11 protein-coding genes are annotated in these 12621 nt (G+C 36.4%); 6 read left to right on the top strand and 5 right to left on the bottom strand.

What is annotated here, in order from left to right; all coding sequences use genetic code 11:
• Nucleotide 1: 1 nt before the first annotated feature.
• The 4 genes from JVV30_RS03860 (at nucleotide 2) to JVV30_RS03845 (ending at nucleotide 4720) form a co-directional block, all read left to right on the top strand.
• Nucleotides 2-769 carry a thiazole synthase gene (locus JVV30_RS03860; protein WP_053028785.1) on the top strand — a complete coding sequence of 256 codons (768 nt, stop codon included), beginning with the start codon at nucleotides 2-4 and terminating at the stop codon, nucleotides 767-769.
• Nucleotides 769-1767 (top strand): ThiF family adenylyltransferase, encoded by a 999-nt coding sequence (locus tag JVV30_RS03855; protein ID WP_204193441.1) that lies wholly within the window; start codon nucleotides 769-771, stop codon nucleotides 1765-1767. The genes JVV30_RS03860 and JVV30_RS03855 overlap by 1 nt, the downstream gene beginning before the upstream one ends.
• A 189-nt stretch (nucleotides 1768-1956) precedes the next feature.
• A complete protein-coding gene (gene uptA / locus JVV30_RS03850; protein WP_204193438.1) occupies nucleotides 1957-2571 on the top strand; it encodes an undecaprenyl phosphate transporter UptA in 615 nt (204 codons plus the stop codon).
• Nucleotides 2572-2755: 184 nt separating this feature from the next.
• Nucleotides 2756-4720, top strand: coding sequence for a fructose-1,6-bisphosphatase (locus tag JVV30_RS03845; RefSeq protein WP_204193437.1), 1965 nt, complete (start codon nucleotides 2756-2758; stop codon nucleotides 4718-4720).
• 109 nt (nucleotides 4721-4829) lie between these two features.
• Here the strand turns inward: JVV30_RS03845 and JVV30_RS03840 are convergent, their stop codons facing one another.
• Entirely contained in the window at nucleotides 4830-6611 is a 1782-nt protein-coding gene (locus JVV30_RS03840) for a cation:proton antiporter (protein WP_204193557.1), read from the bottom strand.
• A gap of 257 nt (nucleotides 6612-6868) precedes the next feature.
• Here JVV30_RS03840 and JVV30_RS03835 point away from each other — a divergent pair, with 257 nt between their 5' ends.
• Nucleotides 6869-7903: a YkvI family membrane protein gene (locus JVV30_RS03835; protein ID WP_239469307.1), complete on the top strand. Its 1035-nt coding sequence runs from the start codon at nucleotides 6869-6871 to the stop codon at nucleotides 7901-7903.
• A gap of 60 nt (nucleotides 7904-7963) precedes the next feature.
• Here the strand turns inward: JVV30_RS03835 and mhqD are convergent, their stop codons facing one another.
• From mhqD to mhqR, 4 genes are all read right to left on the bottom strand, one after another.
• Complete coding sequence (gene mhqD, locus JVV30_RS03830; RefSeq protein ID WP_204193435.1) at nucleotides 7964-8557, bottom strand: methylhydroquinone degradation carboxylesterase MhqD; 594 nt, start codon at nucleotides 8555-8557, stop codon at nucleotides 7964-7966.
• Between the two features lie 13 nt (nucleotides 8558-8570).
• Complete coding sequence (locus JVV30_RS03825) at nucleotides 8571-9476, bottom strand: ring-cleaving dioxygenase (protein ID WP_204193434.1); 906 nt, start codon at nucleotides 9474-9476, stop codon at nucleotides 8571-8573.
• A 14-nt stretch (nucleotides 9477-9490) separates the two neighbouring features.
• Nucleotides 9491-10459, bottom strand: coding sequence for a ring-cleaving dioxygenase MhqE (mhqE, locus tag JVV30_RS03820; RefSeq protein ID WP_204193432.1), 969 nt, complete (start codon nucleotides 10457-10459; stop codon nucleotides 9491-9493).
• A 63-nt stretch (nucleotides 10460-10522) separates the two neighbouring features.
• Complete coding sequence (mhqR, locus tag JVV30_RS03815; RefSeq protein ID WP_075108148.1) at nucleotides 10523-10957, bottom strand: MarR family transcriptional regulator MhqR; 435 nt, start codon at nucleotides 10955-10957, stop codon at nucleotides 10523-10525.
• A gap of 176 nt (nucleotides 10958-11133) precedes the next feature.
• Between mhqR and aldA the strand changes: the two genes are divergently transcribed.
• Nucleotides 11134-12561 carry an aldehyde dehydrogenase gene (gene aldA, locus JVV30_RS03810; protein ID WP_204193428.1) on the top strand — a complete coding sequence of 476 codons (1428 nt, stop codon included), beginning with the start codon at nucleotides 11134-11136 and terminating at the stop codon, nucleotides 12559-12561.
• Nucleotides 12562-12621 lie beyond the last annotated feature (60 nt).

The following is a 12621-nucleotide window of genomic DNA, read 5'->3' as shown; positions in this document are numbered from 1 at the left end:
AATGTTTAAAATTGGCAATTTAGAATTACACTCTCGTTTGTTATTAGGTACAGGAAAGTTTGAAAATGAAGACATCCAAACTAAAGCGATTAAAGCTTCGGAAACAAATGTACTTACGTTCGCAGTTAGACGTATGAACCTGTACGATAAAAATTTACCTAACCCACTTGCAAATATTAATTTAAAAGACTTTATCACTTTTCCAAATACTGCTGGCGCTAAAACTGCTGAAGAAGCAATTCGTATTGCAGAAATCGCTAAACATGCGGGTGTATGTGACATGATTAAAGTAGAAGTTATAGGTGATGATGAAACATTATTACCTGACCCTTTCGAAACCTACGAAGCTTGTAAAGTATTACTTGAACGAGGGTATATTGTATGTCCTTACATTTCTAACGATGTTGTCTTAGCTAAACGTTTAGAAGATTTAGGTGTGCACGCCGTTATGCCGTTAGCCTCACCTATTGGAACAGGTCGCGGCATTAATAATCAACTGAACTTGAGTTACATTATTAAGAATTCAAATGTACCAGTTATTGTTGATGCAGGTATTGGTTCACCTAAAGATGCATGTCATGCGATGGAATTAGGTGCTGATGGCATCCTTTTAAATACAGCAGTATCAGGTGCGAAAGACCCTGTGAAAATGGCAGAAGCAATGAAGTTAGGCATTCACGCTGGCCGCTTATCTTATGAAGCAGGACGAATTCCAGTAAAATACACTGCCCAAGCATCAAGCCCAACTGAAGGTTTAGGATTCTTATAATGCAACGATACAATCGGCAAATGAGATTTTCACCGTTTGGTGCACATGGTCAACATGCTTTATCGGATGCAACGTTGCTTATTTTAGGTGCCGGCGCATTAGGTAGTCATGTTGCTGAACTTCTTGCTCGTATGGGTGCGCATCACATCGCAATTGTTGATATGGATATTGTTGAAACATCTAATTTACATCGACAAGCATTGTACACTGAGGCAGATGCATTCAATATGGTGCCTAAAGTACATGCTGTTCAACAACATATCGCAGACATCAATCATCATGTAGATGTACAAACATATTATCAAGAAATCACTTCATCTAATATTGAAGATATTATCACCGACGTTAAACCCGATATCATCATTGATGGCATGGACCATTTCAAAATCCGCTATCTCATAAATGAAGTATGTCATAAGCACCAAATCCCTTGGGTTTATGGTGCAGCTGTTGGCAATAAAGGAACCGTTTATGGTATTGATTTCAAAGGCCCTTGCCTAAAATGTCTTTTAAAACACATGCCATCCAGTGGTGAAAGTTGTGCGATTAACGGTGTTTTACCTCCTATTATTTCACAAGTGGCGAGTTACGAAGTTTCTGAAGTGCTACGTTACTTATCAGGGGAAGGCTTTTCAAAGAAATTAATTACGATTGATACATGGCAGATCGATTACAAAGCGATGAACGTCGATATATTACAAGACCCTGCTTGTGACGTATGTGCCAATCGACATTATTCACTCTTAGAAACGAAACAACAACATCATATTGAAAGTTTATGTGGCCGTACCTACCTTTTCCGATATCAGCCCAATGTCTTTCAACATGCACATCATCTTCCTGGAACACTTGTGAAGGCCACGTCTTTCGCAAAATTAATTAAAGATGACCATTACGAAATCACTTTATTTAAAGATGGCCGTATGAATGTCTATGGTGTCGAAGATGATGAAGAGGCAACGCAACTCTATCAACACTATTTAAAAGCAATGAAATAACGGTTGTCATTAGTTTATACAAGCAATTCATAGTAAATTTTATTATAATGAATTTACTATGAATTTTTTATTTTTGAAATTAAATGGTAAAAATTAATGTGATCGAGATAATTTCGACGCCGTATATGGCTTTCGCAGTTATTACGTTGTGATGTCTCGAACGCTTCTAAAAGGAGTTCTTATATATAAATGGAACAATTAATTACTGATTTTATTAGTAAATGGGGTTATACAGCCATATTCATTCTTATCTTATTAGAGAATGTATTACCTGTCGTCCCTTCTGAAATTATACTTACGTTTGCTGGTTTGATGTCGGTTAAATCTGGTTTATCTATACCATTCCTATTCTTAATTTCAACAATCGCATCATTTATCGGGTTACTCATCTTGTATTATCTTTGCCGTCTAATTAATGAAGAGAGTATTTATCGTTTTGTAGACAAACATGGTAAATGGTTTAAGCTGAAAGGTAAAGATGTTAAACGCGCTAATGATTGGTTTAAACGTTATGGCGCATGGGCTGTACTGCTATGTCGCTTTATACCAGTATTACGTGTACTCATCACAATCCCAGCTGGTATTAATAAAATGAATGTCGTTACGTTCGTCGTCTTATCATTATTAGGTACGACGATTTGGAACTTTGCCTTAATCTTACTCGGTCGTATGTTAAGTGGTAGTTTCGACGCCTTAATGGCCGGTTTACACACATACTCATACATTATGTACGTGATTATTATTCTTGCAGTTCTTTACGTGCTTTATAGAATATTCTTTAAAAATAGAAACCGCGTTAAGTAATACGTGAAATCCTCAGAATCCATTGGTGACTGAGGCTTTTTTGTTTAACAGTCGTATTTTAAGAATTAATTCTGACATTTTAAGCATCACCATTGAAAAAGTGATGCGTTTTAAAGATAATTAATGTAAGCGGTTTTATAAACGATCTACAATGAATATCAATTCCAAACAGGAGTGAAATACGATGACACAAACGACTGAAAGTGAATTACGAGAGAAGTATTTAGATTTATTATCACAACAATTTGATAGCCCTGAAAAGTTAGCAACAGAAATCGTCAATTTAGAGTCGATTTTAGAATTACCAAAAGGCACAGAACATTTCGTCAGTGACCTTCACGGTGAATATGAATCGTTCCAACATGTATTGCGTAATGGCTCTGGTAACGTTCGTTCTAAAATTAATGACCTTTATGCTAAAACATTATCTCAAAAAGAAATTGATGACTTGGCTGCCCTTGTCTATTATCCTGAAGAAAAATTAAAACTCGTTAAAAATAATTTTGATTCAAAAGGTAAATTAAATGTTTGGTATATCACTACAATTGAACAATTAATTGATTTGATTACCTATTGCTCATCAAAATATACACGTTCAAAATTACGTAAAGCATTGCCAAAAGAATATACATATATTGTTGAAGAACTACTTTATAAAAATAACGAATTTAACAATAAGAAATCCTACTATGAAACATTGGTAAATCAAATTATCGAGTTAGAACAATCGGATGATTTAATTATTGGATTATCCTATAGTATTCAACGTCTTGTCGTTGACCATTTACATGTGGTTGGAGATATTTATGACCGTGGTCCGCAACCTGATAAGATTATGGACACGTTGATCAACTATCATTCTGTTGATATTCAATGGGGGAATCATGATGTTTTATGGATTGGTGCCTATGCAGGTTCTAAAGCCTGTTTAGCTAACCTACTTCGCATATGTGCACGCTATGACAATTTAGACATCATTGAAGATGCTTATGGCATTAATTTACGTCCGTTGTTAACACTTGCAGAAGAGCATTATAGTGGTAACAATCCATCATTCAAACCGAAGAAACGTCCTGATAAACCAGTTGGATTATCTAAACTTGAAGAGAGTCAAATCACTAAAATTCATCAAGCGATTGCGATGATTCAATTTAAACTAGAAATGCCAATCATTAAACGTCGCCCTAGCTTTGAAATGGAAGATCGCTTAGTCTTGGAACAGATTAACTATGATACAAATGAAATCACCATTTATGGAAAAACATATCCTTTAAAAGATACATGTTTCAGTACCGTAGACCCAGAAGATCCTGGTAAATTATTACCTGAAGAAGAAGAAGTAATGAATAAATTGTTGCTTTCATTCCAACAATCTGAGAAATTAAAACGTCACATGTCCTTCTTGATGAAGAAAGGCAAACTTTACCTTCCATATAACGGCAATTTACTCATCCATGGCTGTATACCTGTTGATGAAAACGGAGAAATGGAGTCGTTTGAAATTGAAGGTGAACAACATAAAGGACGTGACCTATTAGATGTCTTCGAAAGACATGTACGTTACGCCTACGATTACAAAGATATAACAGATGACTTATCTACTGATTTAGTATGGTATCTATGGACTGGTAAATATAGTTCTTTATTTGGTAAAAGAGCCATGACAACATTCGAACGTTACTTCATCGAAGACAAAGCTTCTCATAAAGAGCCTAAAAATCCATATTACTATTTACGAGAAGATGTGGATATGATTCGTAAAATGTTAAAAGACTTTGGCCTTAATCCAGATGAAGGTAGAATCATCAATGGTCATACACCGGTAAAAGAAATAGATGGTGAAGACCCTATTAAAGCAGATGGCAAAATGTTAGTGATCGACGGTGGTTTCTCGAAAGCATATCAAAAAACAACTGGTATTGCTGGCTATACATTACTGTACAATTCATTTGGCATGCAATTAGTCGCTCATCAACATTTCGATTCAAGAGATAAAGTATTATCAGATGGCGCAGATGAATTATCTGTTCGCCGAGTGGTTGATGAAGAATTGCAACGCAAAAAAATTAGAGATACCAACGATGGTAAAGTACTCCAAGAACAAATCCGTATCTTAAAATTATTAATGCACGATAGATATTTGAACTAACATTTGACTAGACTTATATACAAAATTATGGGAGTGGGACAGAATTTGTTTTAAATTCATTGTCTCACTCCCTATTAAGAATTATTTAAAAACTCATCATAATCTTTTTCTAATATACATCTCTTAAGATGCCGTATACCCCATGTTCATATTGCGGTATCGGTTTAGTACTCTTATTAAATGACACCACACTACTATCATCAATATGATAAAGAATCATATCATTATCAGTAATGTTATCGTATGCTTCCGCAGATACTTCAACAATATTTTTATTAGCAATCGTATTATCAAACCATCTTGGACTATGTGATTCATCAAATAAAATGTGATTGCGCAGCGGTCCATTTAAATTATTACGTGCTTGTTCGTCAGTAAAGGACACAGGCATCATACTCACATGATTCAAGCCGAACTCCGGTACCAACTCATTAAAGGCTAAACTATTAAAAATAAATGACTTGGTCATTAATAAACATTTATTGTAACGAATTAAATCTGCATATATTCGATCACTACTTGATAATAGATTCCCTTTAAACACCTCAAAGCCAAGTTCTTCCGCTTTATCTGATGTATTCTCAAATAGATTAAATACCATAACCGGTATATCATGTTCACGTAGTTTTGTACCTAAGTGGAATGAGAATTCACTTTCACCAACGATGATGACACCTGGTGGTTCCGTACTTGCTAGGCCAAATAACTTACTTAAAGGAATGAAGCTAAATCCATATATAACTACCGTAATAAACACAAGACCAAAGGTTACAGGCGTAATATAACTCGCCATTCTAGCATGGTTATCTAGAAATAACCCACTAAAGAATTGCGCAACAGTTAAAACGACAATCCCTCGTGGTGCCATTAAAGCAACAATCGTACGTTCTCTTTTCGTGATTTCTGTACCTATCGTTGATACTAACACTGATATCGGACGTACCAAGACAATCATTGCAATCGCAAAGACTACTAATTGCCATGATAAAACATCCATTAATACCGATGATGTTAATGATGATGTAATTAAAATAAAGACAGTCGATACAAGAATAGAGGATGCATTTTCAATGAAATGATCTGACTCCTTGTAAATTAAATCATGTCTCTTATAACGCGCCATCATTAAACAAAAAATTGTTACGGCTAATAGGCCAGATTCTTGTAATATTTGATCACAAATACTGAATACTAACAGAATAAACACTAACTGAATCGAAGGCATTAAATTCTGCGGGATGAAATCACGTTGGATTAACCAATTGAAAATGAATGATGCGCCAAAGCCAATAATGGCTGTTGCTATAATTTTCAAAATAAAAATTAAAATGACTTGAACACCGAAGCCCTGTTCAAATATTTGATAAATATAAAACGCAGTTAATGCGAGTATCGGACCAATAGGATCTAAGATAATGCTTTCCCATCTTAAAATAGAATCTACGCTCTTACGCACTTTCGCTTGTTTAAGCAATGGCTGAATCACAGTTGGGCCAGTAATTAAGAATAACCCGCCCATCACAACCGCTACAGCAATTGGGAAATCTAAAATTTTATGTAATGCAATCGCACCGAGTACCCAAGCGATTGCTGCGCCGATGGTAATAATTCGAATAACCGCTTTAGAAATGCCTCTTAATTCACGAAAATCCAAATTACTACTGCCTTCGAATAGGATTACCGCTACAGCTAATGACACGATGGGACTAAAGACCTCAGCCCCCAATGTTTCTTGAGGGTTTGCCAGTCCCAAGATTGGCCCAATGAGTAAGCCGACAATCGACATCACTACAATGGATGGCCACTTAATTTGCGTCGCTAACCATTGGCTAAATATGCCCAACGCTAAAAATAGCACAATGATTAACATGACAGGTAAATCTAATGACATACCTACACCTTCCTCAATAAGAATCAACTTTTTTTTCAATACTGTGTCATACTATCAAACTTTGGTTACACCTGCATTACCAATTTATAAACAAGTTGTTAATGCCTTTGTCGGACACACAATGTTCACTTCGGGTAAACTTTCCTATTTATTTCTAACCTCATTTCGTCTAAAATAGATAATTGCGTTTAAACTATATGAATTAAGTAATGATTTGAAAGGAAATTTTAATTGTGCAACTTTTTAGAGAGACTATAATGGTAGCTTTCGCATTTGTGGGTGTTGTCGTTGGGGCTGGCTTTGCGACTGGTCAAGAAATATTTCAGTTCTTCACGAGTCACGGTAGCTATAGTATTACTGGTATTATCGTTACGGGGTTAATCATTACGCTAGCAGGCGTCTTCGTCTTAAACACTGGCTTTACGATTCAATCTCATAACCATTCAGAGTCTATTCAATATTATTTACATCCAATGATTGCACGTATTTTTGATATTATTTTAACTTTATTTTTATTCTCTTTAGCGATGATTATGACTGCAGGTGGGGCCTCAACCATACATGAAAGTTTCGGATTACCTTACTCGTTAAGTTCATTGCTATTAGTATTATTTATTCTAATGACACTGTTTCTTAAATTTGAACGTCTGATTACCGTCTTAGGTATGGTGACACCCTTCCTAGTCATTGTTGTTTCTATTATCGCCATCTATTATTTTATAACAGGAGATGTTAATTTTAGTGCAGCGAACCGCTTCAATGAACAACACGGTTTATCACTCGGTTGGTGGTTTGATGGATTAAACTATGCCAGCCTACAAATCGCAGCCGCGTTTAGTTTTTTAAGTGTAATGGGCGGTCGCATGCAACATCGTCAGTCGGCGTTATGGGGTGGCATCTTAGGCGGTATCATCATTACATTACTACTATTGATGATTAATCTAGGACTCGTTACAGAATTTGAACACATTCAATCTGTTGCATTGCCAACGCTACTACTGGCTAATCATATTTCACCGTTATTAGGTACAATGATGTCGATTATAATGATTTTAGTTATCTATAATACAATTGTTGGTCTTATGTATGCTTTTGCATCGCGTTTTACAGAGCCATTCTCCAAAGGGTACTTTGTACTCATCATTGCGATGGCTATCGTTACATTTATATGTACATTTATCGGCTTTATTTCTTTAATCGGAAAAGTCTTCCCCATCATGGGATTATTTGGTTTCATACTCCTTATCCCAATTTTGTATCAAGGATTTAAACACGTCGTATTATCTAAATAATTGAAAATACATTGAAAAAGACTCAAAGACGTAAGCCATACATCTTTGAGTCTTTTTTCATTATGAATTCAGAAATTCTTGTCCTTGCATTAATCCTGCTTGTGTAATTTCATGACTGTTCACCCAAACTTCAGTAACATGTGCGCCCTGTTGTTTAAATAAATTCATCACGTGCGCACTCTGATCCATTGAAACAATTGGATCATGTTTGCCCATAGATAATAATACTTCTACGTCACTCATATCTTTCGATGTGGTTACTTCAATGGGATACAGTGGTGCAAATAACAAGGCTTTTTTGAATGGTGCTGTGTCTCGTAACATTAAGTTAATCGCAATATTAGCGCCGTTAGAGAACCCAACTAAGACTGTTGTAGTCAAATCAAAATGATAACGTTCAGCGGCGTCATATATAAAATCTAACAACCGTTGACCACGATAGTCTAAATCTTCTTCATCGTAGACACCTTCTGCAAGGCGTTTGAAATAACGATTCATACCATTTTCATTAATTTCTCCGCGAATACCTAATAGATTATAATCAGGATTTAAAGCTGTGCCGAGTGGAATCAGATCTGTTTCATCCCCACCAGTTCCATGTAACAGTATTAATGTCTGTGCATTATCTTTACCTGGTCTATAAATATGTTCCATCAATCCACACTCCTTATTTTTCATTTAGTCTTAACGGTGTTAATTGAGATTCAATGTCGTATCGTCTGTCCTCGTAAAATGGTGGCAGCTGCAGTTGTTTACCTAACTCATCTAAATCTTCATCGATCATAAAGCCAGGACCAGCAGTCGCAAATTCAAAGATTAATTTGCCAGGCTCTTTCATGTAAATCGCATGGAAATAAAATCGTTCTTTCACATCCGTCACATGCATTCCTTTATTTCGAAGATCGTCACGCCATTGTAGATGTACCTCGTCATTTGGGACTGACCAAGCAATATGATGGAAGGTGCCACCACCCCAACGTACAAGTTGTGGGTTTATAAATTTCTGAATTATAATTTGATGGTGCACACTACCCACAGTTTGATACTGTACATTGTCATCTGTTTCTTGAATGTATTCTAGTCCCAAATCATCACGCAGTAATGCTTCTGTTGCTTGTGGGTCAGCTGATAACATCGTGACACCGTGAAATCCTATGATGTCATTGTTCGCATGTATTTCATGACTTTCAACCATTGCTAATGTCAATCCATGGCGATCTTCAAATTCCAATGTGGCTTGATTGAAAGAGACCGTCTGACGGGTTTGGATACCATTCGCATGTAATTTCATTTCCCAATGCGCCATACTATCTTTCGGTATGCTAAACGCTAATCGTCCAACTTGACCTGAACCAATACGCCCTCTATAACGATTTGGCCAATTAAAGAAAGTGAGCACCATATCTTGTTGTTCTTTATGATTTGTGAAATACAAATGATACGTTGATGTATCATCAAAATTTACTGTCTGCTTAATTAACGATAAGTTTAATACATTCGTATAGAAATCGTACGTCTCTTGCGCATCGCCAACAATCGCCGAAATATGATGAATATGTGTAATAGGTTCCATCAGTGAATCCCTCCTTAGTTATCACTTTTACCCGTAGTATCAAAAGGTCGTACTTGAGATTCGATTGCCTCTCTTTGTTCCTCTAAGAATGGCGGTAATGATAATTTTTCACCTAGCGTCTCATATGGTTCATCTTCCATAAATCCAGGACCATCAGTAGAAATTTCCAACAAGATGTGGCCTAGACGTGCGTATAAGGCTTCAAAATAAAAGCGATCTACTAACCCAGAATTAGGTATACCTATGTCATTGTAATTGTGCAACCATTGTTCAATCGCTTGATGATCTTTAACCCTAAATGATACATGATGTACTTCACCATATCCTTGAACAGCAACTGGGCCATCTTCATCTCTTCTTAGAATCACTTGACCACCATTACCACCGTCACCAACTTCAAGTAATGCTACATTGTCTTCATCTATGATTGTTCGCATACCATAAATATCTTCTAATAAACGCTTGAAATCATCAAAGTAGCTGACCGTAATTTCGATTGGTCCTAAACCATAAATCGCTTTATCCTCAGGAACCGGGCCGTTCTTCCAAGGTTTACCAGGTGACACGCCGCTATCGCCCTCATCAGATACTAATTGATAATCTTGTCCATCTGCTTCTTGAAAAGGCAATACCTTCTTACCTAACACGTCTTGGATTCCTTCATGCTTCACACCAAACGCATCAAAACGTTTCATATAATAGGTTAGTGCCTCATCATTTGGTACACGGAATGATGGTTTCGTAATTGAATTTGTCCCCTTACGTCCTTGTGGTATACCAGGAAAGTCAAAGAATGTCATATCAGTACCTGCTGACCCTTCATCATCTGCAAAAAAGGTGTGATACGTTTGAATATCATCTTGGTTTACCGTCTTCTTAACAAGTCTCATACTAAGTACTTCAGTAAAAAATTTATAGTTACGTTCAGCATCATCTGTAATCGCCGTTACGTGATGAATACCTAACAAATTAGTGTCTGTCATAAGTCACCCTCCATTTATTTCGATTTCGAGATAAATTAAGTTAAAAAATTAAAGTGCACAGGCTTACACTTCTGTTGTTTGTGCACTTAATTTTTTGAATGCTTGTTGAATCGTCATCAATTCTTCTTCTGATAGAACAGAAAACGCCTGTTCTAACGTAGCAGCATGTTGTGGGAAAATGTCTGCCATAAATTGTTGCCCTTTGTCGGTAAGAGTTGCATTATATACGCGCTTATCTGATGGGTCTTTGTCACGCGTAATCCAACCCTTCTCTTCTAATTGACTCACTACGTATGAAATACTACTACTTGCGATGAGCACCCTATCTCTAATACGTTGAATCGGTTGTGGGCCTTTACTATAAAGTAATTCTAATACTGCGAATTCTGTGACATTCAGTCCATAGTTTTTCACATCTTGCTGTACGATTTTTTCTAATCTATCTAATGCTCTATTAAGACCAATAAATGCTTTCAATGAATGTTCCGTGCGATCCATTAACGCACCACCTTTAATTTGTTTCGATTTCGAGATAAATTGTACACGTATTTCAACTTATCGTCAATATGTTAGTTCTATTATAAATTTATGCGCGTTTGATTACTATCTTTTTCAAAAAGAAATAAGCATGGAAATGGTGGTTACAGGGAATACTAACGTTGGAGGTGTCTCAAATGACCAATCAATTATTTATTAACAATGAATTTGTAGAGAGTAAGTCTAATAACACAATGGACGTTATCAACCCTGCAACAGGTGAAACGTTTGATACAATTACTTTCGCAACTGAGGACGACGTTAACGAGGCAATCGAAAAATCTAAACATGCACAACTTGAATGGGAAAACGTACCCGCACCTACACGTGCAGAGCATGTAAAATTATTAATCCCTTTATTAGAGCAAAACAAAGATGCGTTAGCCCAATTATATGTTCAAGAACAAGGTAAAACGTTGGCACAAGCTAAAGGTGAAATTGATAAAGCAATACAATTTATCGACTATATGACAAGTTTAAGCATGCGTAATAAAGGCGAAGTTCTACAAAATAGCGTAGTGAATGAAACCATTCAATTAATAAAGAAACCAGTGGGCGTGACTGCCGGTATTATTCCATGGAACGCACCCATTATGGTCTTAATGCGTAAAGTTATTCCTGCACTTGTAACGGGGTGTTCAATCGTCATCAAACCAAGTGAGGAGACGACATTACTCACTTTACGTTTGGCTGAATTATTCCGTGCTTCAACAATACCAGCCGGTCTAATTCAAATCGTACCAGGTACTGGAGAAACAGTTGGTACGCAACTCGCAACACATCAAGATGTTCAACTTATATCGTTAACAGGAAGTATGCGTGCTGGTAAAGCTGTTTATCAACATGCAGCCAATACTGTTAAAAAAGTAAATCTAGAATTGGGCGGTAATGCACCTGTCTTAGTGACGCCACATGCAAACTTAGACAAAGCAGTAGATTATATTGTAACTGCGCGAATTAATAATGCCGGTCAAGTATGTACATGTCCAGAACGTATCTTTGTTCATGAAGATGTGCACACAGACTTTGTCAATAAAGCCAAACAACGTATGCGTGAATTACAAGTGGGCGATCCGTTAGATGCTAACACGGATTATGGTGCCATTATTAATCAAACACAGTTAGATAGTATTGATCGCAAAGTACAAGACGCTATTCAAAATGGTGCTGACTTAATCTTAGGTGGTCATAAATTAGATCGTGCTGGTTTCTTCTATGCGCCTACCATTTTAGACAATGTTAAAAAAGAAGACAGTGCCTTTAAAGATGAAATCTTTGGTCCTGTCCTAGCTATTACAACTTATAATGATTTCGATGAAGCAATTAATGCTGCAAATGATACAAATGCAGGGTTATCTTCTTATATCTTCTCAGAGAATTTAAAAGAAGTCATGAAAGCAACAGAACGTTTGAAGTTTGGTGAAGTTTATGCGAATTGCGAAGCAGAAGAAGTCGTTAATGGCTACCACGCTGGCTGGAGAGAATCAGGTCTAGGTGGTGCAGATGGTATTCACGGTTTTGAAGAATACTACAATACAACGGTAAGTTACATTAGATATGAATAATGCTATTTAGCAAATTCGAAGTAGCTGACTGAACTGAGAAGGCGCTTAAATCAAGCTTTT

The organism is Staphylococcus sp. GDY8P47P, from assembly GCF_016892225.1.
Lineage (GTDB): Bacteria > Bacillota > Bacilli > Staphylococcales > Staphylococcaceae > Staphylococcus > Staphylococcus borealis.
Note: the sequence above shows the minus strand (reverse complement) of the source record. Positions and strands in the feature narration are given on the sequence as shown.